This is a genomic window from Bacillus sp. FSL M8-0166 (assembly GCF_038008825.1).
GTDB classification, from domain to species: domain Bacteria; phylum Bacillota; class Bacilli; order Bacillales; family Bacillaceae; genus Bacillus; species Bacillus safensis.
On the sequence record NZ_JBBOZZ010000001.1, the window covers coordinates 1312757 to 1339272 of the forward strand.

General features: G+C 40.9%; 27 protein-coding genes and 1 other annotated feature (1 of these 28 cut by a window edge). All 27 genes read right to left on the minus strand.

Going from position 1 to position 26516, the window contains the following annotated elements:
* Window positions 1-149 (minus strand) — a binding site (T-box leader) (it extends 89 nt beyond the left edge of the window).
* A 59-nt stretch (window positions 150-208) separates the two neighbouring features.
* The 27 genes from NSS92_RS07005 to spoVE all read right to left on the minus strand — a co-directional run bounded on the left by NSS92_RS07005 (window position 209) and on the right by spoVE (window position 26484).
* On the minus strand, window positions 209-703 hold the full coding sequence (locus NSS92_RS07005) for a DivIVA domain-containing protein (RefSeq protein WP_008344947.1): 495 nt from the start codon (window positions 701-703) through the stop codon (window positions 209-211).
* Between the two features lie 26 nt (window positions 704-729).
* Entirely contained in the window at window positions 730-1506 is a 777-nt protein-coding gene (locus NSS92_RS07010) for a YlmH family RNA-binding protein (RefSeq protein ID WP_340867223.1), read from the minus strand.
* A 53-nt stretch (window positions 1507-1559) separates the two neighbouring features.
* Window positions 1560-1841: a YggT family protein gene (locus NSS92_RS07015; protein WP_340867224.1), complete on the minus strand. Its 282-nt coding sequence runs from the start codon at window positions 1839-1841 to the stop codon at window positions 1560-1562.
* A 6-nt stretch (window positions 1842-1847) separates the two neighbouring features.
* The gene (gene sepF, locus NSS92_RS07020) at window positions 1848-2306 is read right to left on the minus strand and encodes a cell division protein SepF (protein WP_024424241.1); all 459 of its coding nucleotides are present in this window, start codon (window positions 2304-2306) and stop codon (window positions 1848-1850) included.
* Between the two features lies 1 nt (window position 2307).
* Window positions 2308-2997, minus strand: coding sequence for a YggS family pyridoxal phosphate-dependent enzyme (locus tag NSS92_RS07025; protein WP_340867225.1), 690 nt, complete (start codon window positions 2995-2997; stop codon window positions 2308-2310).
* Window positions 2998-3003: 6 nt separating this feature from the next.
* Window positions 3004-3867, minus strand: a complete 864-nt coding sequence (gene pgeF / locus NSS92_RS07030) for a peptidoglycan editing factor PgeF (protein WP_445661633.1) — start codon at window positions 3865-3867, stop codon at window positions 3004-3006.
* A 211-nt stretch (window positions 3868-4078) separates the two neighbouring features.
* The gene (locus NSS92_RS07035) at window positions 4079-4315 is read right to left on the minus strand and encodes a YlmC/YmxH family sporulation protein (protein ID WP_008344958.1); all 237 of its coding nucleotides are present in this window, start codon (window positions 4313-4315) and stop codon (window positions 4079-4081) included.
* A 79-nt stretch (window positions 4316-4394) separates the two neighbouring features.
* Window positions 4395-5171: an ABC transporter ATP-binding protein gene (locus tag NSS92_RS07040; RefSeq protein WP_267586203.1), complete on the minus strand. Its 777-nt coding sequence runs from the start codon at window positions 5169-5171 to the stop codon at window positions 4395-4397.
* A gap of 129 nt (window positions 5172-5300) precedes the next feature.
* The gene (locus NSS92_RS07045) at window positions 5301-5657 is read right to left on the minus strand and encodes a PTS glucitol/sorbitol transporter subunit IIA (protein ID WP_007499733.1); all 357 of its coding nucleotides are present in this window, start codon (window positions 5655-5657) and stop codon (window positions 5301-5303) included.
* Window positions 5658-5683: 26 nt separating this feature from the next.
* Window positions 5684-6694: a PTS glucitol/sorbitol transporter subunit IIB gene (srlE, locus tag NSS92_RS07050; RefSeq protein WP_048239606.1), complete on the minus strand. Its 1011-nt coding sequence runs from the start codon at window positions 6692-6694 to the stop codon at window positions 5684-5686.
* A 13-nt stretch (window positions 6695-6707) separates the two neighbouring features.
* The gene (gene srlA / locus NSS92_RS07055; RefSeq protein WP_003210918.1) at window positions 6708-7238 is read right to left on the minus strand and encodes a PTS glucitol/sorbitol transporter subunit IIC; all 531 of its coding nucleotides are present in this window, start codon (window positions 7236-7238) and stop codon (window positions 6708-6710) included.
* An 18-nt stretch (window positions 7239-7256) separates the two neighbouring features.
* On the minus strand, window positions 7257-7688 hold the full coding sequence (locus tag NSS92_RS07060) for a transcriptional regulator GutM (RefSeq protein WP_024424247.1): 432 nt from the start codon (window positions 7686-7688) through the stop codon (window positions 7257-7259).
* 12 nt (window positions 7689-7700) lie between these two features.
* Window positions 7701-8945: an NAD(P)H-dependent oxidoreductase gene (locus tag NSS92_RS07065; protein ID WP_340867227.1), complete on the minus strand. Its 1245-nt coding sequence runs from the start codon at window positions 8943-8945 to the stop codon at window positions 7701-7703.
* Window positions 8946-9189: 244 nt separating this feature from the next.
* Window positions 9190-10128, minus strand: coding sequence for a sugar-binding transcriptional regulator (locus tag NSS92_RS07070; protein WP_340867228.1), 939 nt, complete (start codon window positions 10126-10128; stop codon window positions 9190-9192).
* Between the two features lie 150 nt (window positions 10129-10278).
* Window positions 10279-11058 (minus strand): RNA polymerase sporulation sigma factor SigG, encoded by a 780-nt coding sequence (gene sigG / locus NSS92_RS07075; protein ID WP_041084927.1) that lies wholly within the window; start codon window positions 11056-11058, stop codon window positions 10279-10281.
* A gap of 143 nt (window positions 11059-11201) precedes the next feature.
* The gene (gene sigE / locus NSS92_RS07080; RefSeq protein WP_007499746.1) at window positions 11202-11921 is read right to left on the minus strand and encodes an RNA polymerase sporulation sigma factor SigE; all 720 of its coding nucleotides are present in this window, start codon (window positions 11919-11921) and stop codon (window positions 11202-11204) included.
* A 58-nt stretch (window positions 11922-11979) separates the two neighbouring features.
* Window positions 11980-12909 (minus strand): sigma-E processing peptidase SpoIIGA, encoded by a 930-nt coding sequence (spoIIGA, locus tag NSS92_RS07085; protein ID WP_340867229.1) that lies wholly within the window; start codon window positions 12907-12909, stop codon window positions 11980-11982.
* A 250-nt stretch (window positions 12910-13159) separates the two neighbouring features.
* Entirely contained in the window at window positions 13160-17476 is a 4317-nt protein-coding gene (locus NSS92_RS07090) for a S8 family serine peptidase (protein ID WP_340867230.1), read from the minus strand.
* A gap of 304 nt (window positions 17477-17780) precedes the next feature.
* Window positions 17781-18926 (minus strand): cell division protein FtsZ, encoded by a 1146-nt coding sequence (gene ftsZ, locus NSS92_RS07095; protein ID WP_024424252.1) that lies wholly within the window; start codon window positions 18924-18926, stop codon window positions 17781-17783.
* A 33-nt stretch (window positions 18927-18959) separates the two neighbouring features.
* Window positions 18960-20282, minus strand: a complete 1323-nt coding sequence (gene ftsA / locus NSS92_RS07100) for a cell division protein FtsA (protein ID WP_267586200.1) — start codon at window positions 20280-20282, stop codon at window positions 18960-18962.
* 159 nt (window positions 20283-20441) lie between these two features.
* The gene (locus NSS92_RS07105) at window positions 20442-20810 is read right to left on the minus strand and encodes a small basic family protein (protein WP_003210988.1); all 369 of its coding nucleotides are present in this window, start codon (window positions 20808-20810) and stop codon (window positions 20442-20444) included.
* Window positions 20810-21535: a DUF881 domain-containing protein gene (locus NSS92_RS07110; protein ID WP_340867231.1), complete on the minus strand. Its 726-nt coding sequence runs from the start codon at window positions 21533-21535 to the stop codon at window positions 20810-20812. Before NSS92_RS07110 ends, NSS92_RS07105 begins: the two co-directional genes overlap by 1 nt.
* A gap of 20 nt (window positions 21536-21555) precedes the next feature.
* Window positions 21556-22245 carry a DUF881 domain-containing protein gene (locus NSS92_RS07115; protein ID WP_024424255.1) on the minus strand — a complete coding sequence of 230 codons (690 nt, stop codon included), beginning with the start codon at window positions 22243-22245 and terminating at the stop codon, window positions 21556-21558.
* Complete coding sequence (locus NSS92_RS07120) at window positions 22242-23021, minus strand: cell division protein FtsQ/DivIB (RefSeq protein WP_048239600.1); 780 nt, start codon at window positions 23019-23021, stop codon at window positions 22242-22244. The genes NSS92_RS07115 and NSS92_RS07120 overlap by 4 nt, the downstream gene beginning before the upstream one ends.
* Window positions 23022-23147: 126 nt before the next feature.
* Window positions 23148-24059: a UDP-N-acetylmuramate dehydrogenase gene (murB, locus tag NSS92_RS07125; RefSeq protein WP_048239598.1), complete on the minus strand. Its 912-nt coding sequence runs from the start codon at window positions 24057-24059 to the stop codon at window positions 23148-23150.
* Window positions 24060-24090: 31 nt separating this feature from the next.
* Window positions 24091-25185: an undecaprenyldiphospho-muramoylpentapeptide beta-N-acetylglucosaminyltransferase gene (gene murG / locus NSS92_RS07130; RefSeq protein WP_340867232.1), complete on the minus strand. Its 1095-nt coding sequence runs from the start codon at window positions 25183-25185 to the stop codon at window positions 24091-24093.
* A 198-nt stretch (window positions 25186-25383) separates the two neighbouring features.
* Window positions 25384-26484, minus strand: a complete 1101-nt coding sequence (spoVE, locus tag NSS92_RS07135; protein ID WP_024424259.1) for a stage V sporulation protein E — start codon at window positions 26482-26484, stop codon at window positions 25384-25386.
* Window positions 26485-26516 lie beyond the last annotated feature (32 nt).

A 26516-nucleotide genomic window follows, 5' to 3' on the forward strand; every position in this document is an offset into this window, starting at 1 on the left:
ATCAGACGCCTTTTCTTACTCATATATTTCAGAAAAGGAACTAAAGGGGTGATCTCATTGCAGCGTCTCGTAATGTCAGGCTTCCACCATCCCTGATTCGCTTTATTACGCATGTGACAGCTGCGAGTGTCCCTTTCAAACGTTTATCTCTTGTTAATTTATGATGGTATTATATGCAACATGAGCACGTCATGTCAAGATGATGCGCTTATTCTTTTTCGTCAAAGACAGCGTCTACTTCATATTCCAGTAAATGATCCCAATCGTCATTTTTAAGAAGATCAAGCTGCGCTTCGATGAGCATTTGGAAGCGAGTTCTAAAGACCTTCGACTGCTTCTTCAGCTCTTCGATTTCCATTGCAATTTTTCTTGATTTTGACAGCGCTTCGTTGATAATACGGTCTGCATTTTTCTCTGCTTCACGAATAATCAATTTTGCTTCTTTATCAGAATGACGTTTTACGTCTTCTGCTGCTTCCTGCGCTACAAGAATCGATTTGTTTAATGTCTCTTCAATTGTTGCAAAATGACCTAGTCTTTCGTCAAGCTCGTTTACTTTGTCTTCAAGCTCGTTCTTTTTACGGAGTACGATCTCGTAGTCTTTACGTACTTGGCTTAAAAACTCGTTTACTTCATCTTCGTCATAGCCGCGAAAGCTTTTTGTGAACGTTTTATTATGAATATCATTAGGTGTTAATGGCAACCTCGCCACCTCCAGATTCAAGTTCGTTATGTCATAAGCTCAAATGTTACTTTGAATTTATCTTTTTTGGTCTTCCCATCAATCGTTTTGAGGCAAAAGCGGCCAAATCCCCGAACGGAGAGCTGATCGCCTTCACCGATTGTAAAGGAAGGGTCCTCAGTGACTTTCCAATTGACTTTGACAAGTCCATTTTTGACTAAAAGCTGTGCTTTTTGCCGAGACTGACGGCTGACAGCAGCACATACAGCATCAAGCCGAAGTGAAGAAATGGTATCTTCTTTGATATCAGTCTTCGTCATCACTGGCTTTATTTCTGCCTGCGTGATTTCCTCTAATGAAACGGATGCTCTGCCGACATGTGTCAGCTGCGCCCGCACAAAATCGGCGACATCACTTGTACAAATAAACTGCACATCTTCCTCTGAAAATAATAGATCTCCGAATTTTTGACGCTTCAAGCCTGTCCCAATCAATGAGCCGAGAAGCTTCGGGTGTTCTAAGGAAATAAACTTTTTCGCATAGTTCACCTGAAAATAAGACAGCTCAACATCTTGAATAGACGGTTCTAAATAATCAGGATAAATGAGGGCTCTTTTGCGCTCCGCTCCCTCATACCCGCCAAAGAACATGATCCCAAGTTCTTCAGCATGCTGGATGACGGACTCAGTAATAAATTGCTCACGCGGATCAAGGAAGTCTGTCAATTTCATTCGATATTGGTCGAGTGCGATTTTTTTCCAGCCTAGCACTTGGTCGACAAATGGCTGTTCGTCTTTTCTAAAATGCTGATAGATATCGCTCATTTTGTTCCCCTCTTATGTAAAAGAGCCTGGCAATGCCAAGCCCGGCAGCCTGTTTACATGAAGCGCACAATCATATTGTAAAGACCAGATAGTCCATATGTTGATGCAAAACGAATCACAAGCAATGCCACAATCGGCGAGATGTCAATCATGCCGATTGGCGGAATAATTTTACGAAATGGTTCTAAATACGGTTCGCAAATATTTGTCAGAAAACGGCCAAACACAGTTTCTCTTGCAGATGGCACCCATGACATAAAAATGTAAATAATAATCGCGAATGAGTAAATCGTTAATACCGTTCCTAAAATATTAAAAATGAAATTTAGAATCACTATGATTTACCACCTCTGAGGTTCTTCCTCTGTTAAAAGTTCTGATATTGTACCAGATACATCTACATTATCAGGTGTGCAGAGGAATATATTCGAGCCAATACGCTGGATGTCTCCACCGATTGCATAAACGGTTCCGCTTAAGAAGTCAATGATTCGCTTTGCTTGATCATGCTGAATACGCTGCAAATTCACGACGACTGCACGTCTGTTTTTAATATGGTCTGCAATCTCCTGCGCTTCTGCATAAACACGCGGCTCACTTAACACCACTTTAGAGGATTTCTGCACGCTTTGCAAGCTGACGACATTTTGTTTTCCTGTCTGTGGACGATCTTGAAATGCTGCTTTGTCCTTCGTTCCTTTTTCTTCTTGAACGGGTTCTCTTTCTTCATCAATATATTCGTACTCATACTCTTCATCGTCGAGAGTGAAAAAGCTTTTAAACTTATTTTTTATGCTCATGTCACGCACCTCCTGTTTCATTTCCAACAAGTGAAGAGCCAATCCGAACGAATGTCGCACCTTCTTCAATTGCGATTTCAAAATCATTTGACATGCCCATCGATAAATGCTGACAAGGTGCATTTACTTGGTTAAGATGTTTTACTTCTTCTTGAAGGTTTTTTAATGTTTTAAAACAGTTTCGAATCACAGTGTGATCATCTGTAAATGGAGCCATCGTCATCAGTCCAGCAATTTCAATCTGTTTGAAATCAGCGAGCTGCTTCACAAATGGAATGACGTCTTCACTTTGCAAGCCGTGTTTTGACTCCTCAAGTGATGTGTTCACTTGTACAAAACAGCGAACTGTGTGATCCGCTCTTTTTTCAATTTCATTCGCAAGAGACATCCTGTCGAGCGAATGTAAGTAGTCAATTGTCTGAATGACAGATTTCACTTTTCGTGTTTGTAAACTGCCGATGAAGTGCCAGCTAATGTTTTCATCGGTTATGGCCGCCTGCTTTTCAAGTAACCCTTGGTCACGATTTTCACCAAAGTGCATAATTCCAGCTTCTTTGGCTTCTTGTGCTCGTTCAATTGAGACATACTTTGTCACAGCAACGACCGATACATCTGCTGGATGTCTACCGGCTCTTTTACATGCTTCGTTTATTTGTTCATTTATTTGTCTGAGATTCTCTCGTACATTCAATTGCACTTATGCCTCCTTAAACCCGACAAAAGACATCATACGTCCTGTTTTCCCTTGATCACGACGGTGTGAGAAGAAAAGCTGATCATTGCAGCTTGTGCACATCGAACTGACATGTATGTTTTCTTCTTTTATTCCTGCATGAAGCAATACGTTTTTGTTTAATGTTTTCAAATCAATTTTATATTGTCCTTGTGAAATCTCAGAATACACATCCTCTGTTGAAAAAGGAAGCTGTTTCACTTGATCCATGACTGCGTCATCGACTATGTAGCAGCAGCTGCCAATGGATGGTCCAATGACGACTTGAATATGATCGGCCTTGGCACCTTCTTGGCTGACCCATACATCAACCATCTTTGCACCAATTTGCTTAACGGTTCCTTTCCAGCCGGCATGAGCCGTTCCAATTAATCCCTTTTGTGGAGCTAGAAAATAAAGCGGAACACAATCAGCGAAACAAAGAGCGAGCATCATGTTCGTCTCAGACGTATATAAACCATCTGTACCAGGCAGTGCCTCATGATAATGAAGACTTCCTCTTCCTCTTTGTTCCTTGGTGACTTTCAGGATGCGATCCTCGTGTGTTTGGTCTGCAAACACCCAATCAGAGAGCGGCACAGCAGCAGCATCTGCTATGACTTGACGATTCATTTGAACACTAGAAGCATCATCTCCTACGTGGAGTCCAGTGTTCAATGATTGATATGGAGTAAGGCTGAAACCGCCATTTTTTGTTGTAAACCCGGCCAATACCTCTCTACCAGAACATGTCATGTTCGTCCAATCATGAATGGTCATTGCATATGGTGATTTCTGCTGAAAGGGGTCATATTTGTGTGTCAAAGCTGCCTCCCACCTTTCATTCATCTCTCTTTATTTCGCTCCTATTTTACCACAAGACATGCATAGACAGTTAGTGGGATTCATTAAATATTACACTCAAATGTGCCCTTTCTGCAGGTTTTTTTACAAATTGATATGAAAACGTAATCTTTTTACCCGAAAAAGACATTGTTTGCTGAGAATGGAGAGCCTGTTTTAAGGAAAAATTGAATGATTCATTGAGGAGTTATATGAATTAAGAAGACAATCGGACAAGTATCACATCTTCGCCAATTTTTACTATATTTCGCCAAGGGACGATCATTTCCTCTTCTTTTCCGAAAAATCCCATCATTTTACCTGTGCCGCCTATAATAATCGCTTGTATTTTGCCGCTTGTGACATTAATATCAATGTCCCCAATGGTACCTAGTTTTTTTCCGCTGGATACATCGACGACATCCTTGATTTGGAATTCAGAAATACTGATCATCTGTCCTTCCCCGCCTTTCGTTTTCTACTATAATATGTATGATGGAAAAGCAGGGACGCAGACCAATAGTTTCTTTTATCTACAATTTGCTTAAATGCGGACGGCCATTTCTCCACATGACATCTACCGGACATTCAAAAAAAGAAGAAAGCAAGACGCTTGTCATCATTTCTTTCGTTTCTCCTTGATCAAAAACAGATCCATCTTTTAATAATAAGGTGTGCTGAAAAACAGGCAGAATCTCCTCTGCATGATGGGTCGTATAGAGCAAAGTAGGCGCATCAGGCTTTGCTGCAATAAATGAGATCGTCTCAAGCACTTGCTCTCTTGCTAAAAAATCAAGCCCCGTCACAGGTTCATCTAAAATCAAGAGCTGCGGATCATTCATTAAAGCCCTCGCAATCAAGACTTTTTGCTTCTCCCCCTGCGAGAGTGTTTCATATGTTCTGTTGGCATATTTGAATGAACCAAATGCTTTTAATAGATCAATGGCTTTCTCTCTCATTTCATCCGTCGGGGTTTCATAAAGCCCGATAGAAGCAAATGCGCCGCTAAGAACAATTTCAAAAGCATTATCGTCTCTATGCAATTTCTTTTCAAGTCCCGCTGAGATGAGACCAATTTTCCTCCTGAGCTTTTCACCAAGAGCCTCCTTGCCAAAGACATGTCCCAGCACTGTCATCTCGCCTGACGTGGGGAAATAATAGGAGCAGAGCATATTTAATAAAGCGGTTTTCCCCGCACCATTTAAACCGTAAAGCACCCAGTTTTCCTGCTTGTTCACCTGCCAGTCAATAGACTGCAGCAGCCATTTCCCATTTCGTTTTAATGAAACATTCTTCAATTGAAGTGACACCATAACTTCCCCCTGAGTAAAAATTCTGAATATACAAATAATGAATGTTTACAGCATATCGTAAATGCTCTTTCTGGTAAACCTCATATAAAAAAGCTGCTCCTTGTTAGGAACAGCTTTTTTCCATTGTTACGAAATTTCAATTCGTACGCCTTCTTTTATATCAGGAAACGTATGCGGGGATGCAAAAACAGCTCCTGGTAATACATCATCAAACGGCTCTTGGAAGTAGATCGAAATATGGCCGAGCTCTTTAAAGTTGTCATTTGCTTTATTGCCGAGGGCTGTGATCGTGTACGTTTGATCGCCCACTTGAATGGTTCCGCCTAGCTTCAACGGCTCTTCTTCTAGATGTTCGAACTCATGAATGACAGACATATCTCTTAATTCCTGCGGCGCTGCGGGTCCAAATAATACAATCAGCTTATCTTCTTTAAATTGCGGGACTAAGATCCCTATTTCTTTTACGACAGATTGTGTTACCATGTATCTCGATTCCTCCTTTAATACGTTTAATACATACCGAAGCTGGCAACGTATGCGATCACAACAGATAGAACCCCTGTAATGAGACGGCTATACAAAACAGCTGGTACCCCATATTGTACAGTTTCCGGCTTCGCTTCACCAAGTGAGAGCCCCACTGGAATAAAATCACACCCTACTTGACCGTTGATGGCAAATAGTGCAGGAAGTGCAAATTGAGGCGGAATGTTTCCTAGTGCGATTTGACTACCAATCAGAACACCGATGACTTGGGCAATGACTGCTCCAGGCCCTAAGACAGGTGATAGGAACGGCAGTGTACAGACCACAACGAGCAGTAAGAGCCCCCAAAGAGATCCTGCCAAAGGTGATAGAAAATGGGCAATCAGATCACCGATTTTTGTATAATTGATAATTCCAATTAACATACTGACAAATGCCATGAATGGAATAATGTTTTTCAAAAGCATATCAACAGAATCACGGCCAGCCTGATAGAATGTACCGGTGACTTTCCCGATTCCGCGTGAGAATCTCATCAGGAAATTGCCTTTTTCCTGCCGCTCGATATTTTCCTCTTTCAGCTTTGCATACGTCTCTTTGAAATTCTCTTTGTCAATCGACTCACTGTTTTCCTCGCCTTCTGCTTTCGCCTCACCGTCAGATGCTTCTGCAAAGGAAATATCTTTTTCTGTTACGCCTGATACAAAGATATCTTCTGTAATATGTTTAGCAAGCGGTCCAGAAGGAGAGGATGCCAAAACATCTACAGTAGGAATACGTTTCATTGGATAAAGTCCGATTCGCGCTGTTCCCCCGCAGTCAATGACAACACACATCATTTCATCTTCTGGTATAGAGTTTTTAAAGCCGTCACATGCTTCTGTCCCTGTCATTTCTGCAATTTTACGTGCAACCGGGTGAATGCCTCCCCCTGTAATGGAAACAACCTTTCTTCTTTTACCAGTTGGTTCAAGTTCTAAGCCTTCTCCCCATCCGCCAGCACCTTTTGCAACAAATACTTTGTGGTTTGTCATGTCTAACCCTCCCCTATTGTGAATTCGCTTTCATTTTTCCTGCTAAATATTTTGTAATCCATTCAGTAATGATTCCGCGTAGTAAAATAACGACGATCCCGACTAAAAAGTAACGAACAGCAAGCTCTGACATTGAATATCCAGCTTCTTTAATCCCGTTCGCAATTCCTAAGTAGACAAATAGTTCTCCTGCGTTGGCATACGGGAACAGTGATGTCACCGGATGAACAAATGAAACAGCTGAATCATAGAATGCTGGTTTTTGTTTTTCAGGTAAGAAGCGGCCAAACGTATAAGCCATTGGGTTTGTCAAAATAAGAACAGATAAGATCGGCATTAACGTGTAGCGCAAAATGGTATATTTCGCTGCAAACTGAATGGCTCTATTCACTCGCTCTTCTCCAATAAATTTCATGACAGCATAAGTGAAAGTAAGTAACACAACAAGCGTTGGAACGATACCTGTAACAAGACCCATGAATTGCTTTCCGCCGGCTTCAAACATTCCGATAAAGTGCTCTCCAAACCATTGAATCCATTCCATGTTTCATCTCCCCTTTCTTTAGTTCACATTTGTTATATTTTTTTTCGAAATCGAGACAAGTGCCTGCTCAGCCGCCATGGAAAGTGCTTGCATGACTGCTGGCGCCTTTTTACGCTTTTTCAACGTTTTCTTCATCATGTGGTGCTCGTCCAGCACAGCCCCTACATGCTTGCCTTCATATGCAGGGACTTCTTTAAATTTAGATAAGATCGACACGCCGCCAAGCACATGGCATTTTTGAATGATATACGATTCATCCACAATGATGAGCGCAATGGCCCCAGGGCCAACTTTGCGCCGTTCCATTCCTGAAAATAAGTGATATCCCTGTTTCCCTCTGTAGTCATCAATTAGTGAGTCCATGCTTTTGCGGTAATACTTGATTTGAATAAAAGATAACCCATACTGCACAATGAGAATGATACAAAGTACGATTGCTAATTTTTCCATAGCTTCACGCCCTTATGATTGAAATAAGTGATCTTGTAATGAACGCAGCTTCCAGACGGTTGTGTTTGAATCAAGCTCTACATCATCATGAGTGAGGAATTGCCCTAATTTGATGTCTTTTTTCGCTATGACTTTTCCACTGATTAAGCCAATCGGAATGTGACCGTTCGTTTTCATGTCTTGATGCGTTTCAAGTACACCTCTTACGGAGTATCCGCCAATTCCGTCAAGTGATTCCCCTGCTTTAATATCTCTTTTCGCAACAGCGACTGTTTCTGACACCGGTACACCAATTGGGTGGATCGATGAATCATGCTGTAAGACCGCTTTTGCGATCGTAACAGGTGTTTCAAGACTCGCTAAGTGGAAAGGACGGTAAAGCGTATAGTGTGGACCTTTTCCAACTTTTAAGTAACGAAGCTCTTCATCTACTGGCTCTAGATCACTCTTGACGATGACAAATACGCCTGGTGCCAGCCCATTTACATATTCAACGACTCCGAAGTTATCGAGCACGCCGCCTTGTTGTTTTTGATTCAACTTATCTGCTACATTCTCTAAATTTGCTTCGACTCCATGCATGCCGACCTTATCTGGCAAAAGCCCTGTCGCGTTACTTAATAAGTTCATTTCTGCCATTGTTTTAGTTCCGTCTTGGAAGGCCGCCAGCATATGTGCACTCATATGTTTACTATCTGCTTCTGCTTTACACGTATCTGGATTTGCCTCTGGAAAGAATGGGTTGTTCTTGCCTTTCCCAGCAACGAGCACCTCAAGTCCCATTGTTTTTGCAAATTCATATAATTCTAGTGTTGCTGCCGGTTCGTCTCCAGCCGATCCAGAGTAAACAAGACCTGCATTTGTGAATAATTTATGCATCACCAAACCGATGGTAATATCAACTTCTACATTTAAAAGAACGAGATGTTTTTTTGAATTAAGCGCTTCCAAAGAAATGTTTGCTCCAACCTCTGGAACTCCTGTTGCATCTACGACAACTTCCACAAAATCTGATTGAATCACTTCTCTATAATCATTTGTGACGACCATTTGATGCGGCTTCGCATGCTGCTTGTAAAAATTCGCTGCCTTCTCTGCTGCACTAAGGTGAATATCACAAACACCTGCTACAATCATGCCTGGAATTTTAGAAATTTGTGAAATGAGTCCAAAGCCCATTTGGCCTGCCCCAATAATTCCTACTTTGATTGGATCTCCACTGCGTTCTCGAGTTAACAACTGTTGATAGATTGACATCTAAATCATCCTTTCAGGTTTTCTTGCTTCTCGGGTAGATTGCTAGAAAAATAATCTGAAACTTTTAACAAATGTTATAAAAATTAACAAAAATCTGCTTCTTGTAACATTTGTTATTTTATTTATCATTTGTTATGAACTTAGTTTATATGATGTGTCAACTTTGTGTCAAGCTAAAATCGATAAAATTTTCAATCTTTTTGAGTCTAAAGACTCAAAAAAACTACCTAATCATATTAGGTAGTTACTTTAATAAGGCATCTCCTGTTCGCTCATCCGTAATTAATACATGAATTAATCCACCTTCTAATGCTGCACGGATCGCTTCAATTTTTTCTTCTCCTCCAGCGACACCAATGACAAGCGGGATTTCCTTCAGCTTTTGCGGGCTTATGCCCATTACCCGGTCGTTCCATGGGTGGGGATACACTTCCCCTTGGTGATCAATAAAGTTATAGCAAATGTCACCCGCTACATCCTTCGCTTGAAGAATATCCTCCTCACCGCTTGTCATATAAGATTTCACCATCGTTGAATGCTGCGGAACCCCGCCAATCCCTACAACCGCAATATTAGATGATTCCCCTAGTTCAATGACTTTTTTGATTGACGGCTGCCGGATCAGTACATCCTTCGCTTCTTTCGTATCAAGCATGACAGGCACATGTAAAAACTCACATTTAGATTTAAGTGCCTCTGTGCACCTCGCAATAATATAGTTGGCATGGATATCAACATCTTCGTTTCCCACACCCCCGACAAGTGGAACAAATGTCACGGATGGATAGTGCTGAACTGACGTAAGCGCTTTTGCCATTTCATGCAAAGTGGTTCCTGAGGAAAAACCGATGACTTGTCCATCCTTCATAACTTTTAATAAAAAGCCTGCCGCCGCAGCGCCGATTCGGCTTTTAGTTGTTTCTTGGCTGAGCGTTTCCACACAAACGACTTCTCGCAGTCCATATTTCCGCTCTATTTTTCTTTCTAATGATCCATATTGTTGATTCACTTCATCATGAATAATGATTTCCACGATGCCTGCTTCACGTGCTTTTGCCAAATATTTTGATATGAGTGAACGGCTAACCCCAACAGCTTCTGCAATGTTAGATTGAGTGGCGCCTTCTTCATAATACATATGCGCAACCTTTATGAGCAGCCTTCTTTCATCATGGAATGACATAATAACCCTTCTTTCCGCTTAAGTGTTCCCTAACAAATGATATCTAAAATAACATTTGTTAAAAACAGATTAAATGAAAAAAATGACCGAGTCAATACTAGAGGCGTGCTCTCTCACAAGAATGAAAAAAGCCGCACATGAAGTGCGGCTTTAAAAGATGTTTTTATTCATTTGTTTGATGGCTGCTTTTTCAAGTCTTGAGACTTGTGCTTGAGAAATTCCGATCTCTTCAGCGACTTCCATTTGCGTTTTTCCTTGGAAGAAGCGTTTGCGGAGAATCATTTTTTCTCGATCATTCAATCGGCGCATTCCCTCTTTTAAGGCCAATTCCTCTACCCATTGTGTGTCTTTGTTCCGATCATCACTAATTTGATCCATCACATAAATCGGATCTCCTCCGTCATTATAGATCGGTTCAAACAAAGATACAGGATCTTGAATCGCATCTAGGGCAAAGACAATTTCCTCATGAGGCACTTCCAGCACTTTGGCAATGTCTTCTGCCGTTGGCTCCTTGCTTGTCTCACTAATCAGCCTCTCGCGGACTTGAAGCGCTTTATAGGCAATATCTCTTAGTGAACGAGACACCCGAATCGGGTTGTTATCACGCAAGTATCGACGGATTTCTCCTATGATCATAGGGACCGCATAAGTTGAAAATCTGACATTGTGGCTTAAATCAAAATTATCAATTGATTTCATTAATCCGATACAGCCTACTTGGAAGAGATCATCCACATACTCGCCTCTGTTGTTAAAACGCTGAATCACACTTAAAACCAACCGCAAATTGCCATTGACTAGCTTTTCTCTTGCTGTATCGTCACCCTCATCTTGCAGCTGTCTGAACAATTTTCTCATCTCATCATTTTTCAGAACAGGCAGTTTGGAGGTGTCGACTCCGCAGATTTCCACTTTATTTCTGGACACTTTTTTCCCTCCCTACAGGAGCTGTTGTACAAAGTTCAGTATCTCCTTGGGATGGAAAAATATGCACGAGTGATGACGAGAATCATGAGAAAAGAAGTTGATTCCTTTGACAGCAAAGGGACAGAGCATTTTAAAAATTTTTTTTAGACCATTTTGTTAAATTCTTTTTGTAATCGTTTAATAATTCTTTTTTCAAGCCTTGAAATATACGACTGGGAAATGCCTAGCATATCAGCGACATCTTTTTGGGTTTTTTCTTCACCGCCAACCAAACCGAACCTGAGCTCCATGATCTGCTTTTCGCGGTCATTTAATTGCTCCAGTGCTTTTTTCAAAAGTTTTTTATCTACATTTGCTTCAATATCCCGCGTGATAATATCATCATCTGTTCCAAGTACGTCTGATAAAAGCAGTTCATTTCCGTCCCAATCAATGTTGAGCGGCTCATCAAACGACACTTCTGAACGAATTTTATTATTTCGGCGCAAATACATCAAAATCTCATTTTCAATACATCTCGAAGCATATGTCGCAAGCTTGATCTTTTTTTCTGGGTTAAATGTATTGACTGCCTTAATCAGGCCAATGGTTCCAATACTAATTAAATCCTCAATATTAATCCCTGTATTTTCAAATTTTCTTGCGATATAGACCACCAACCGCAAATTTCTTTCGATCAGGATGGCCCTTGCTGTTTGATCACCTTTTGGTAATTTGACAAGCAGTTCCTGCTCTTCATCCTTTGATAATGGAGGCGGCAGCGCCTCACTACCACCAATATAATAAATCTCATCACTCTTTAGACCTAGCTTCATGAGGAGTTTATACCAGTAGTAAGTGAGTTTAAATTTTAATTTTTTCATCTTCTTCTCCCTTCTAAATGTCAAGTTGACCTCGTAAGATAAAAGACATCACCAAAACTTAAGACACCCCTTGGATGATTTTTCCGTCTAACATATCTGGATGAATGATGGATTGAAATTCCTGATCTGCTGATAAACCGCTCAGACTCATGCCTACAAAACACTTGGCTGGCTGGATCATATGCGTTTTTGAATAAACGATGACCGTATCTGGTTTTAAGCATAGTAGAAACCCGTGATCATGACCGACCGCTCGATATGGAACAAGTCGTAAACGATCAAGAAGCGGAAATCGATCATCGAGCTTTTGCATGACTTCAACAGGATGAGACTGCTTCATAAGCTCTATAAATGGCTCTCCGCAAATGGACATGAGCTCATCTGCCTGAACGATCATCACAGGTGTTTTCGTCATAGGGTCATACAGTTGATTGCCGGAATCGACGAGTCCCTTTAAGCGGATGGTCTCTCCTTGAATGTGTATCTCCACAAGTACTTGTTCATCAAATTGTCTTTTTTTCGCACCGACCTCTCCTAATCTTTTCTTTGAAAACAGCCAAATCGCAGGAAAGCCGGTTAAAACGAAAAGCCAGCTAATGGGATCACCAAATCCATCATTTTGTGAAATCAGCAGCCCGTCTTGAATAACAGTATTGGTTTGTAAAAAGGAATGAACCCCGATCATGCCTCCTCCCATCAAAAATGTTACAAAGTAAAAAGCAAACAGGTTTTGAAAAAAGGAACGAAATCTTTGAAACCCAAAGGTTGCAAGCACGATCAAGACAGAAAAAAGCAGTTTGCCTAAAGGGTGTGACACAACCATTGCAAATGGTGTAAAGAGCATGAGAACAATGCTCGATCCAATCAGAGCTCCTAACATATATCGCCTTTTTTTTACTTGTCGTTTGAGAATAAATGCAGTGAGTAAGAGAAGCAAGAGATCAAAACAAAAGTTTAACAGCCAAATCACATCTAAATAAATGACCACCTTCTGCTCCTTTCATCTGAAACAAAGAATCAAAAGCAGTACTTGCACTTGTTTGTACCAGTATAAAACAGTCAAGAGATGGAAGTCTGTCAATTCTTGTTGGGGATGATAGAGAACTTTTGGTGGATTGTTATTGTTTTTGTCGAGGAATGAGAGCGCAAAGCAAGAGAATGTGCTCCCGGACAAGCTTTCAAACAATTATTCGAAACGAAAAAGACACGCTCCAAGGAGTCGTGCCTTTTTTTAAGGATTATTTTTCATTGATATTTAATATGCCTAAAGCCTTTTGTCGTGTGACATTTCCATAATCATCCCGAACAATCACTTCAATGACTGCACCTTTTGCTTTAGCGGTAGAAGTAGCTGTCCAGTAGCCTTCATATGTTCCCTTTGCTATCTCGCGAAGCGGAAGTTCTGTTGTATTTTGCAACTTTGACCTTGCGTTTGTCAGCGGCATGTGAATGACAAACGTTGCGTCTAGCTTTTCTCTGCTGTTAAATGAAATTTTAACAGACTCACCTGATGATAGATTGACATTCTCTGCTGGTGTCAGCTTAGAAATCTCAGGTGCTTCGTATTGAACATCGATATCGACTTTTTTAGTCGTTTTGTTTCCTGCCGCATCTTTCGCTGTTACTTTGATCGTATTTTTCCCGTTCTCAAGCAGGATTCTTGCAGAATATTTCCCGTCTTTTATGGCTGCCTTTTTTCCATTTACAGTGACTTGATCAAGATGATCATCCGTTACCCTTCCTTCTACAGTGAGCGATTCTTTATTCGTTTTTTCCCCTTTTTTCGGTGTATCTATCGTCAACGCTGGAGCTGTTTGATCAATGATCACCTTTACTGATTTGGATTTTTTCGTTGTGCCTTTATCCGTAACAGTGGCAGCCGTGAATACATGCTCTCCGCTTGAAACTGTGACCTTCTCTTTGAAAACTCCTGATTGATCTGCTTTCACTTTGGCAACCTCTTCATCGTTTTGATAGATCGCTACATCAAGCCCTGGAGAGGCTTTGCCTTCAATCTCCAGTTCATCTTTGTTCGTGATCGTTCCTGCTTTTGGAGATGTTATTTCTGGTACAGCTGCTTCATATTGGACAAGCGCACGAATCATATAATTTCCCTCTTCTTTTGGAGAAGGAGAAAAGGCACCGCTTGTCAGCTGCCAGCTTCTTTCAGCATTTGGTCCATCTTCATCTGTTGCAAGGCCTGGAGATTCCGTATTCTTTTTCGTTTGAATATAGACAAGATAGAAATCTCCATCCACCGTAATAGCTTGATCTTCTAAATCTACTTTTGTCCATTCTCCATTACGCAGCGCATTCGCTTTGAAAGGTCCAGCAAGTTTCTCACCTGGAGCGCCGTCCTTCCCAGAAGCATCATACACTTCAACCGCAAATTCATTCCCGCCAGGGGCTGGCCACTCTGTTGTCCAGAAACGGAAAAGCCCCCCTGTAACTTGCGCTTGTTTCTTCCCCTTTTCTAATGAAAATTTCACCGCCCAGCCATTGCCAGGATCATAGAATGCCCGCGCATTTTCAGCTGTACCATCATCGTAGCCAATTTCGCCAGCAAAACCGATGAAAGGTTCCAGCTTGATTGATTTTTCAAGCGGCTTTTCTGTCACATCCGCTGTAAACGAATATCCTTTAAACCCTTTCGCAAATACTTTGACTGTATATACACCGCTCAATGCCTCTAGAGAAAACTCGCCAGATTCATCTGTTTTCACCGGCTCAATTTTCGCATCCTCTACAAGATAAACCGTGGCATCCTTTACTTTTTCACCCGTTGTTTCGCTTACAATTGTGCCAGATATCGTTCGTTTCTCAAGTGGCTGTAAGGAGAAATTTGCCTCTGCCTGATCATTTGCAGAAATATTGACTTTTTGGGTGCGTGATTCAAAGCCATATGCTTCAGCTTTCACTGTAAATTCTCCTGCACCATGAGAAAGCTGATATCTCCCTGTCGCTTCATCCGTGTACGTGGATTTACCGCTTTCCAGAACACTGATTTCTGCCTTCATCGGAAGAGCTTTGATAGACGGAGCATCTAAGCTTTTTTCCTTTTTCATCTGGACATGTTTTTCTTTTATTTTAGCCGGCTTTGCGCTTTTCGGATCGACGGGTTTCTTCTGCTCCTGTGCAGGCTTTTCTTTTTTAATGACGCCAAGTTGTTTCTTTGCTTTTTGAGGCAAGGCCTGATCTGTTATTTTCACATCATCTAAATAAAAACCGTCTTTTGTCACACTGCCATCCGTTCTTAGCTGAAAAATAACTCTCACGTTCTGACCTTTGTAGGCAGATAAGTCAACTTCTCCTTTTGTCCATGCACTTGTTTTGCCTGTGTAAGCTGCCACTTGGACAGCCTCTTCCCCCTCAGGCTGCACATGAATATGCACATAGTCATAATTCGCTTCAAGGTCATGCCAGTATTGATATTGTAAAAAGGAGGGGCCTGACTCAGGTACAGCAATCATCGGCATGGATAAATGAGCATCTGTTTGATTTTCATAAGGACTGTCTAGGTTTGTCGCGTAGACATGATCTCCAGTAAAGGCTTGTTTCGGACCTGTGGTCGGCTTCCCCCACTGCCAAGGATCTTTTGTTCCACCACTGAACCATCCACTTGGCCAAGCTTCAAAATCTTGCGAGTAGCCAGTCGTGATGGATGTTTTAATCGGAAGCGTATACGGTTCTGATGCGGCTTCATTTTCTCCAAAATCTTTCACAATCCATCGGTACGTGACGTTTTCTCCCTCAAGTTCTGGGAGCTGGACAACATAGGTCCCTTTTAAATGATTTCCATCCGTACGTTTTGCTTGCAGCGTCTCCCTTTTTCCTTGATCCACTTGATAGCTCAAGGAGACATTTGTCACAGCTACTTCATCTTCTGCTGTGATGCTTAGAGGTGTTGGTGTAGAGGCAAAAATTTCATTCGGTCCTTTATGAGAAAAAACGGGTGGTTCTGTATCTTCTCCTTCTTTTGTCACCTGTCCTTCAATCGTACCAATTCCATCTGTTAATGCTCTGATCGCTTCTTTTGCATCAACTAATCCTGCCCCATAGCCATTGTTAGGGGATTCCGGAAATTGCTGATCGGTCAGCGGCTTTGCAGTATCAATGAGAATTTCTTCGATCTCTTCAACTGACAGATCTGACTGTACTTGGCGCAGAAGAGCCACAACAGCTGAAACATGCGGACCTGCCATCGAGGTTCCATTCCAGCCATCTTCATACCCTTTCCCAGGAATAGAAGAACGAATATTTACCCCTGGGGCCGCAATATCTGGTTTCATGACGCCATATGGAGAGGGACCTTGCAAAGAGAAAGAACCCAATTTGTTGTTTTGATCTGTTGCACCCGTCGCAAAGGCTTCCTGATAGTTCGCAGGATTTGCAATAGATCCCTCACCGCCAGGGTTAAATAAATCCGTATTACCAGCTGAAAACTCTGGGAAGATGTCCGCTGCTCTCCAAGCATTGACCACATCTTTATACCAATCATCAAGACCGGGTCCACCGCCCCAAGAATTATTGACCACATCTGGCGCCTTTTCTGGATGAGGGTTTCCGTTTTCATCTTTTGGAGCTAAAATCCATTCACCTGCGTCAAGCAGATCAGCATCTGATCCACCATCTTCTGAGAAAGCTTTCACCGCGATCCATTTTGCACCTGGTGCGACTCCAATTTGATTCTCTCCATTTTGCTCAGAGCCAACCATCGTTCCCGTTACATGTGTACCATGCTCTAAATCATCGTATGGCGCTTCAGAACCTGTCGTTGCATCGTACCAATTGAATTCATGAGAAGGTTCATTCGGACGTGCAGGATCAAATCCGCGGTATTTTTCTTTTAATGCAGGATGATCCCATTCCACACCTGTATCAATACTTGCCACAACGGTACCAGTACCGTCATAACCTAAAGCCCATGCTTCTGGGGCATGAACTTGAGAAATATTCCACTCGATTCCATCTGCTGCTTTGATTTGTTTGTTCTTCTTTGAAGTCTTCAAATCAACAGGACGATGGATTTGACGAATTTCATTTGGCAGCACTTGATCTACTTCTGGGAAGGAAGCCACCTTTTCCATGACTTCTTTCGTTCCCGTCACAGCGAGACCATTCACAATATAGTACGAATGAATATCTTTCACTTGCTTTTTCTTTTGTGCCTTTTGTAAATAAGCAAGCAGCGCTTCCTGCGTCTCTTCAGACGTTGCTCTTAGTTCTGATACGACAGCTGATCTTTTTGTGTACTGCGTTTTAGCAGCTGTTAACTTCTGTTTTTTGGCTTTTGACACAGCATCCTTCGCCACTTTTTTTACATTTGTTTGTTCCTTCAATTTGACTAAAAAGGTCACCTTGTCTTCTTGTTGAAACTGTTTCATTAATCTAGATGAGATCTTTGCTTTTGCTTTCGTGGAGGAAACAGCTTCCTCTTGATATGAGGTAGAAGTCGATTTTGCTTGAACCATCCCAAAGCTTGTCATCGTTAAAGTACCAATCACCAAAAGACTCATTAAACGATAGCCGGCGGTTTTGCGAAACTTCACTTTCAATCAAATCCCTCCTCCTCAAATGGTCAAACAGAGTGTAGGTCTCACTCCTCCCTTTCTTTTGTTCATGACAAGATTCATGGTGTTCTATTTAATGTAGTCAAATAAAGTTCATCATTTTGTCGCTTTTTGTAATAGGATTTAAAAATGATCCTTTTTACTTAATCACCCTAAGCCAAAATACATATGTTAAATGAAGTGATCCAGACACATTTAATACTTTATGATCAGAAGAGATCCAGGTTTCTTTTTTTATGGTAGACATGAAAAAATCCCCTTCCAATGGAAGGGGATGAGTGATAATCGATTAGCGTTTATTACGGTTGCGCAAGAACGTTGGGATATCCAGCGTATCATCGCTTGATTGTGTATTTTGTCTCGGTTGAGATGATGGCTGCTGATGTTCCTCACGTTTTACTTCACGCTTTTGAGGAATGGATTGATTTTGCTTTAATCCTTGTCCTAATGGATTTCTTTGTGGTTTTGTCACTTCTGGCTCTTGCTCAATAAATCCAGTTGCGATGACAGTTACCACAATTTCATCCTTCAAGTTATCATTAATGACAGATCCGAAAATCATGTTTACATCTTCGTCAGATGCAGAAGCAACAATATCCGCTGCTTCTTGTACCTCATAAAGACTTAGGTTCGTACCACCAGTAATATTCATGATGACACCTTGTGCACCGTCGATTGCCGTTTCCAGAAGTGGTGAAGAAATGGCTTTCTTCGCAGCTTCAGCGGCACGATTTTCACCTGTTGCGACACCAATACCCATAAGAGCAGAACCTTTATTGGACATGATCGTTTTCACGTCAGCAAAGTCAAGGTTAATTAAACCTGGTGTAGCAATAAGATCTGAGATCCCTTGAACACCTTGTCGTAGCACGTTATCTGCTGCACGGAATGCTTCAAGCATTGGCGTGTTTTTATCAACAATTTCAAGCAAGCGATCGTTTGGAATGACGATTAATGTGTCAACTGCTTCTTTCATAGAAGCAATTCCTTCGACGGCTTGAAGCTGACGCTTTCTTCCTTCAAATGTGAAAGGACGAGTCACGACTCCAACTGTCAATGCACCAGAATCTTTTGCGATTTTTGCAATGACAGGTGCAGCACCCGTACCAGTTCCACCGCCCATACCAGCAGTAACAAAGACCATGTCTGCGCCTTTTAATACTTCTTCAATCTGTTCTTTGCTTTCCTCAGCAGCTTTTTTACCGACTTCAGGATTCGCACCTGCTCCAAGCCCTCTTGTCAGCTTAGCACCGATTTGCATTTTCGTTTCTGCTTTTGATAGATTTAACGCCTGTGCATCTGTATTGACTGCAATGAAATCGACACCTTGTACGTCATTTTCGATCATTCGGTTGACAGCGTTATTTCCGCCTCCACCTACTCCGATTACTTTAATTGATGCTAGGCCGTCTATATTTGTTTCAAACTCCAACATGCTGAATCCTCCTAATCCGTCGAAAATCTAATTCTATTCCCAGAACATATTAAATAGTTTTTTCATTTTGCCCGGTTTTTTATTTGTCTCTTCTTGTGCTTTTTGTTTTACTTTCGGTCTTGGCTGTGCTTCTTTCACTTGTGGTGAAGAAGAAACCGGCTCCATGGATGCGCCTACTTCATGAAACGCCTCATCCGGCATTTGGAATCCAACCTGTCTGCCCTGAATCTTTGCATTGCGATAAGCAAAGTGGATCAGACCCACCCCTGTCATATACTGAGGCTCTCTCACCCCAATATAATTCGGACTTGCAATTCTAACATTGTTTTGCAAGACCGTTTGTGCAAGAGAAAGGATACCTGGTATAGCTGCCTGTCCACCTGTTAGAACGAATCCGCCAGGCAAATCATGGACACCCATATTTCTTAATTCCTCTGCCACAAAGAGAAAGATTTCTTCCAGACGAGCTTCGATGATATTAGCCGCTTCAAGCTGTGTATACGTCTGTTTTTGATCGGTACCGATGACAGAAACTTCAAATGTTTCCTCAGTTGATGCCTCATCATAAAACGCATGCCCAAATTGTTTTTTGATTCGTTCAGCTTCTTCAGTAGAAGTTCTAAGTCCTATAGACAAATCTTTTGTAATGTTCTCTCCGCCCAAAGGGATACTGTGAGTAGAATAGAGATGCCCGTTTTCAAATACGGAAATCGTTGTAGATCCGCCGCCAATATCGACGAGAGCTACCCCTAGATTTTTTTCATCTTTCGATAACGCTGCTGAGCCCGATGCGAGCGGCTGCAAGCAAATATCCATAATTTCAATTCCAGCTCTTTCTACACATCGGAGCCAGTTATGTAGAATCGTTTTAGAACCTGTAATTAACGATCCATCCACCTCTAGCCGAACACCAAGCATTTTTTTCGGATCAGTGATCTCATCTCTTCCGTCGACGATAAATTGTCTCGGGATCACGTCTACGACGAGATGTTCTTGAGGAATAGATACTACCTGTGCAGCATCTAAGACACGTCTCACATCTTCAGCATGTATTTCTTTGTTTTCACTAGATACTGCGACCACGCCGCTCGTATTCTGAATATGAATGTGGTTTCCGTTAATTCCGACAATCGCCTTTTGTAAAGGAAAACCTACCATTCTCTCAGCCTGTTCAAATGCTTGTCTAATAGAATGAACTGTCTCATCTATATCAACAATCGATCCTTTTTTTAACCCTTCTGAAGGGACATTTCCAACACCTATAATGTTAAGCGAATCATCCGCCATTTCTCCGACGATGACTTTTATATTGGATGTACCGATGTCAAGGCTGACGTAAATTTCATTGTTGTTCATTCTATGGCACCTCCTCACATATCAATACTTTCTATTCTATTATTTGCTGAACAACAATACAATGAATGTGTTTTTACAAGTGTGTAACAAAACTTAAAAAATCAACATTTTTTATTAGGATTACTGAAAATATTCGTTACATCATATGTATATCCTTTTTTATGACTCACTTTTTTTCTTTTTTTCTCTAGAAATTGTCCATTTTGTTAGTAGAATTCTTCGAATAACTGCTATATTTTGAAACAATCTAACGCCGAAAGCAAACATTCCGACTAAATACAAGTCTACACCAAGATGGACGCCCAGAAAAGCTAAACTTATTGCAAGTATAATATTAAAGAAAAAGCCTGATACAAACACTAGTTCATCGTATGCCCCTTGCAGATGTGCCCTGATTCCACCAATCAATGTATCAAGCGCAGCAAGTACAGCGAGGGAAAGATAATTAGAATACTCATTCGGTATCGTAAAATTTGTTAAGAAACCGATCGCAACTCCTATGATTAAGCCAAGTACAGGAAGCCACATTAAGATTTTCCCTCCTTTACATCGTCAAGAGGCTTCAACTCGTTTAACTGAATTGCACCGTCATATCCTTTTAATTGAATTTGTTGCTTCGGCTGGCTAATACTCAAGCCAAAATTTTCCTGAGCAAACAAATCACCAATATCTGATACATTTAAACGGCTGTATAATTTGTCGGCCTGGTCGCTGATCATCTTGATGGTCACTTCATCACCATCTAAGCTGTAGCCATCCATTTTCGTCGTGCCATTAATATCTCGAATCACACTTGTATTAATCACACGGTGGTCATTAATGGAAATATGTTTTGCCCCATACATATTGGCTTCGTTGATTAACTTTTTCAGAAGATCAGGCGGGATATTTTTCACTTCTTCTCCGGTCAGATCCTTGGAGAAGAGCTGAGAGATGTCAACTTCAATTCCCTCCCCTGTCACTTCTGTAAAACCAGCCTTTTCTTTTAAATCTTTTAATGTTTTTGTTAGTTGAGCTTCTTTTGATTGATCTCCTTGATGACCATACTTTTTCAGCATTTCATCGTATTTATCAATTTCTTTCAGTAAATCCAATTCTTTACTTTTAGATGCAGATAAATCCTCTCTTAGCTCCCACACATCGCGAGTATCACGTACTTTGGGCTTTTGCAATGAATTAAATTGGATGGAGACCATGATGCCGAATATCACCATTAAGGCTGTCAAACTAAGTAAAGGCTTCTTTTTCCTCAACACCACTCACCTTTTCACTTTTAATCTTTGTGTTTTAAAAGAGGATTCATACGAATATCCTTTTTTTCAATCGTCATCGAAATGTGATCACTTGTCAGCTGATCGACCACTCCTCCTGCAATATTTAATGCAGGTATTAACACAGCCGGATCACCGATAGCAGAAATAACAAATGGCGCTGGATGCTGAACACCGTCAACTGTGACAACTGGGCCGTTACAATGTATGTATGATTGGTGTGTAATTCTCTGTCCATTAATAGATACGGCAGAGGCCCCTGATATAAACAGTTCGTTTATCACATGAAAAATGTGGCTCTCATGAACAATGTAATTATTGACATTTTGTCCACTCGGGATATAAGATGCATCTTCAAGGGATACTTTTACCCCTTTTCCTTTTACACCGATCTCTCCTGTAAACATCCTGTATTTCTCAACATCTTCCAATACATTGAAATACTGCTCTTTTTCATTTTTCAAATTGGACTCAGTAGCTTGAACTTGTGATTGAAGGCTATATAATTCTTTTTCAAGTTTCTGATTCGCCTTTTCTTGCTTTGTCAGCTGACTTTTCAAGGAGTACTCTTTTTTCCATTGCTCTGTTCGAATGACATCTGCCTGATGCTGCTTAGTATATTGGTATGAAAAAGAAATCAGAAAACCAAGAACAAGCATTACAATTGAGAATATAACTGTTTTGCCTCTCAACGTTCATCTTCCTTTTTCTTAGATTTAAACGCTTCAAAATACGTCGCGACTTCCATATGGATGGTGCCTTTTTCAGATGGCGAAAGTTCTTTTACAATGGCAGGATAGGTTTTCATTTTATCAGCGAATGTTTTAATTGATGCAATCACGGTGTTCCCGTCATTCATATAAAATTTAACAAGCCACTGGTTTGAGCTTGTCGGCACATAATATATTTCTGAGATGAGTTCCTGAATAGAGGCTGGCAGCTTATTTAAAGATCTAACGGTTAGCTTCAGCTTCTCTTTATTGTCCCAATCGACAAAAATAGGTCCTGCATGACTTGGTGTGACTTCTTCTGGTAATGCTGTCCCATTTTCAAGAAGCTCATAGTATAGATTTCCCTTTTGAAGATACGCAATATTGGCATATTCTTTGACAGCAATACTGACCTTATTTGGAAAATGTTTTTTGATACTGACACTTTTAATCAGTTTGTTTTGCTTAATATGATCTGCTGTTAAATCTTTATTTAAATTCCAAAACTCTGTTTCGCCTTCTTTAATTTGCGAAAGTTTCACAAGCTGTTTTGTAGGAACATGCTCGTTACCCGTAATAGTTAAAGAAGAGATTTTACTGATTGGTGTCTGCAAATAAATAATGATTAAAACCATGATAAAAAACAGTAGAATAAAAGAGATTAGTCTCCGATTCGCTTTCTGCTTCCTTTGTTCTTTAATTTTAGGAATCCGCTCTTCTATATTGACGATCTTTTCATTTTCATGATCAGGCCGCATGTATATTCTTCACCTCATTCAAAGCTGCTTGTCCACACCTTTGGATCATCATTTGATGAGAAAACAAACGGCATTCTTTCATGCCGTTTGTTTTCCCGTGATGCCATCATTCATAAAAACTAGCTTTTAATTTGCTTCACCGATAATTTCTACTTCTGTATGCATATCTACATTGTAGTCTTCTTTAATTTTATTTTGGATGTACTGAATTAAGTCCAGCACGTCTTGAGCAGTAGCGCCACCAGCGTTCACAATAAAGTTGCCATGCATATCAGAGATTCTTGCTCCGCCAATTTGGTACCCTTTTAAATTCGCTTTTTCTACAAGCTGTCCTGCATATTCAGGCAGCGGATTTCGAAAAATACTTCCGGCACATGGTCGATTATAAGGCTGTGTTTCCTTACGATAGTCTTTATTTTGCTGCATTTTCTTTGTGATTTTCTCTCGATCATCCTGTTTGAGCTTAAACACGGCCTCGAGAACAATGCCTGGTCGTTCCTTTTGAAGGACAGACGTTCTGTAGCTAAAGTTCATCTGCTCATTTGTTAGCCACTCGATGCTTCCATCTTCAAATAAGATTCTCGCTTTCACAAGAATCTTACTGATATCAGATCCGTGTGCACCTGCGTTCATATAAACAGCGCCGCCAATAGACCCTGGAATACCAGCTGCAAATTCCAGTCCCGAAAGACCCTGCTTACTTAGAGACGTTGCAAGCCTTACAACAGAATAGCCGCCGCCAACTGTAATTTCTTCATCATTTACAGTTAAGTGATCAAGTCCTGCGCCTAACTTCAGGACGACACCACGTATTCCTTTATCAAGTACAAGTAAATTAGACCCTCTCCCAATAACCGTCCAGTCCGCCTGGTGTTTCTTTACTTGATCCATGATCGTTTTAACTGCATCGATATCTTTAGGAACGATCAATAGATCTGCCGGCCCGCCTATTTTCATTGTCGTATGATTTGCAAGCGGCTCATTTTCAAGCACTTTACCGACTTGCGCTTCTAATAATTCATTCTTCAAGTTCTCCATATTACCCTCCGCCTTACCTAATATCATTCCATCATGTAGTCGTAATTTCTTTTAATACATTATATAAACGTCCAGCCGCATCTGGTACTCCGAGTTCTTTTGTTAAACGGCTCATTTCGTTTAATTTTTCTTCATGACCAGCAATTTCATCAATGGCATGAAGGAGGCTCTCTCCAGAAAGCTCTGATTCTCTTAAAACGATTGCAGCTTCATGCTTTTCTAGTGATCTTGCATTGATTTCCTGGTGATTTGCCGTCACGTATGGACTTGGAATAAAAATAGTTGGAATTCCAAGAGCTGTCACTTCAGCAATCGTTGTGGCTCCCGCTCTTGCAACAATCACATCAATCGATTTCAAGTACTCCGGCATTTGATGCAAGAAAGGCTTTGTAATCATATTAGGTGCTGAACCTTTTTCCTTTAGTTCGTTCAGCACTTTTTCATAATGAACCTCACCTGTGATATATAAAAGCTGATAATTCTTAGCCTTTAATTCATCTTGCATATCAATGACTGCTCTATTAATCGGAGCAGCACCCCGGCTCCCGCCAAAAATAAGAACCGTTTTTTTCTTTTCATCCAGCCCAAACTCTTTCAGAGATTTCCCCTCTTTTATAGAGACGACTTCAGAGGCTCTAGGGTTTCCCGTAAATACAACCTTTTCAGAAGGAAAATGTGCCTTTGCTTCTTCAAAGCAGATGGCTACCTTATCAACATATCTTGCTAGAAACTTATTTGTGATACCAGGCAGGCTGTTCTGTTCGTGAATAATGGTCGGGATTTTCAGCTTAGAAGCTGCATAAACGACAGGGCCGCACACATAACCACCTGTTCCAATGACCGCATCTGGCTTAAATTCCTTTAAGTAAGATTTGCTTTTTTGAACGCCTTTTAGAAATCTCATCACCGTTTTTACATTATCAAAGGAAAGCTTTCTTTTAAAACCTGAAATTTCTATGGACTTGAAAGGGATATTTTCTCTTTCTACAATTTTCTTTTCAAGTCCATTTTCAGTACCAATATATAAAAATTCTACATCAGGATGCAGTCTTTTCACTTCTTTAATAAAAGCTAAGGCCGGATAAATATGTCCGCCTGTTCCGCCTCCACTGATTACTATACGCATTATACCATTTCCCCTCGATTTTTTTCTGCTCTGAACAAAGTATAAACCCTGTTTTAAACAACAGGGCTCCGTTAAAACCTGTAAAGAAGAGTCAAAAAACATGTTATCAATACAAAATCTGTGATTTCTACTCTTCAAATCATTTTTTTGTACTTTTGCAAAATAAATGTCACCATGGTTTCATGAACTAGCAGCACATTAATATCTAGCGTACCTGCTTACATTCAAAAGTACGCCTATTGCCATCAGCATTAATGTCAGTGATGATCCGCCATAACTTAGGAATGGGAGCGTGATACCTGTCACAGGGATAAGTCCAGTAACAACTGCGATATTAATCATCACTTGAATGGCAACCATTGAAATAATACCAACTGCTAAGAAACTTCCGTATAAGTCTGGGGCTCCAAGTGCTATTCGTATGCCTCTCCATAATAGAACACTAAAGAGCAGCAAAATGAGTGATCCTCCTATAAAACCGAGCTCTTCAGACAATATCGCAAAGATGAAGTCCGTTTGAGGCTCAGGTAAATAAAAGAATTTTTGTCTACTTTGACCGAGACCCATTCCGAACAGACCGCCTGGACCAACAGCGTATAAGGATTGAATAATTTGAAACCCACTGCCTAGTGGATCTTCCCAAGGATTTAAGTACGATGTAATTCGTTTTATACGGTAGGGCGCTGACAAGACAAGTGCAGCAAATCCGCTGAGCCCTAAAAGACCGAGAAATATAAAGTGAGCAATTCTCGCACCTGAAACAAATATCATAATAATACAGGTTCCCACCATTACAGTCCCTGTTCCTAAATCTGGCTGCAGCATTATGATGGCAAATGCAGAAAACACAATGCCTAATGCTGGTGCGAAACCTTTACGAAAGGATGTGATATTTTTTTGTTTTTCAGATAAGAATTTTGCAAGAAACGCAATCATCGCAAGCTTCATAAATTCAGAGGGCTGAATACTAAACGCACCGACACCGATCCAGCTTCTTGATCCATTTCTCTCCATACCGATACCAGGAATAAGTACAAGCAGCAAAAGGAGAAAACAAACAGCAATCAATATCTTTGACCAAGTCCGCCACGTCCAATAATCGACTCGCATAATGAAAAACATCGCGATAACTCCGATTCCGGCAAACAAAAGCTGTCTTTTTGCAAAATAAAACGAATCATCAAATTTATACGATGCCCACACAGCACTAGCGCTGTACACCATAATTAAACCAATCGTCAATAAAAGTAACGTAATGACAACAAGCAAAAAATCCGGAGAAGTTTTCTTATTCGTCAAGAGACCGACACCCCAAGCATAATTTCATTTGG

Excerpts from the sequence above, each read along its gene's own strand:
- NSS92_RS07010 (WP_340867223.1), bottom strand. The coding sequence starts at position 1,506 with ATGAGCGATATCTATCAGCATTTTAGAAAAGACGAACAGCCATTTGTC.
- sepF (WP_024424241.1), bottom strand. The coding sequence starts at position 2,306 with ATGAGCATAAAAAATAAGTTTAAAAGCTTTTTCACTCTCGACGATGAA.
- pgeF (WP_445661633.1), bottom strand. The coding sequence starts at position 3,867 with ATGAATGAAAGGTGGGAGGCAGCTTTGACACACAAATATGACCCCTTT.
- NSS92_RS07035 (WP_008344958.1), bottom strand. The coding sequence starts at position 4,315 with ATGATCAGTATTTCTGAATTCCAAATCAAGGATGTCGTCGATGTATCC.
- NSS92_RS07045 (WP_007499733.1), bottom strand. The coding sequence starts at position 5,657 with ATGGTAACACAATCTGTCGTAAAAGAAATAGGGATCTTAGTCCCGCAA.
- srlE (WP_048239606.1), bottom strand. The coding sequence starts at position 6,694 with ATGACAAACCACAAAGTATTTGTTGCAAAAGGTGCTGGCGGATGGGGA.
- srlA (WP_003210918.1), bottom strand. The coding sequence starts at position 7,238 with ATGGAATGGATTCAATGGTTTGGAGAGCACTTTATCGGAATGTTTGAA.
- NSS92_RS07060 (WP_024424247.1), bottom strand. The coding sequence starts at position 7,688 with ATGGAAAAATTAGCAATCGTACTTTGTATCATTCTCATTGTGCAGTAT.
- NSS92_RS07065 (WP_340867227.1), bottom strand. The coding sequence starts at position 8,945 with ATGTCAATCTATCAACAGTTGTTAACTCGAGAACGCAGTGGAGATCCA.
- NSS92_RS07070 (WP_340867228.1), bottom strand. The coding sequence starts at position 10,128 with ATGTCATTCCATGATGAAAGAAGGCTGCTCATAAAGGTTGCGCATATG.
- sigE (WP_007499746.1), bottom strand. The coding sequence starts at position 11,921 with ATGAAAAAATTAAAATTTAAACTCACTTACTACTGGTATAAACTCCTC.
- ftsZ (WP_024424252.1), bottom strand. The coding sequence starts at position 18,926 with ATGTTGGAGTTTGAAACAAATATAGACGGCCTAGCATCAATTAAAGTA.
- ftsA (WP_267586200.1), bottom strand. The coding sequence starts at position 20,282 with ATGAACAACAATGAAATTTACGTCAGCCTTGACATCGGTACATCCAAT.
- NSS92_RS07105 (WP_003210988.1), bottom strand. The coding sequence starts at position 20,810 with ATGTGGCTTCCTGTACTTGGCTTAATCATAGGAGTTGCGATCGGTTTC.
- NSS92_RS07120 (WP_048239600.1), bottom strand. The coding sequence starts at position 23,021 with ATGCGGCCTGATCATGAAAATGAAAAGATCGTCAATATAGAAGAGCGG.
- murB (WP_048239598.1), bottom strand. The coding sequence starts at position 24,059 with ATGGAGAACTTGAAGAATGAATTATTAGAAGCGCAAGTCGGTAAAGTG.
- murG (WP_340867232.1), bottom strand. The coding sequence starts at position 25,185 with ATGCGTATAGTAATCAGTGGAGGCGGAACAGGCGGACATATTTATCCG.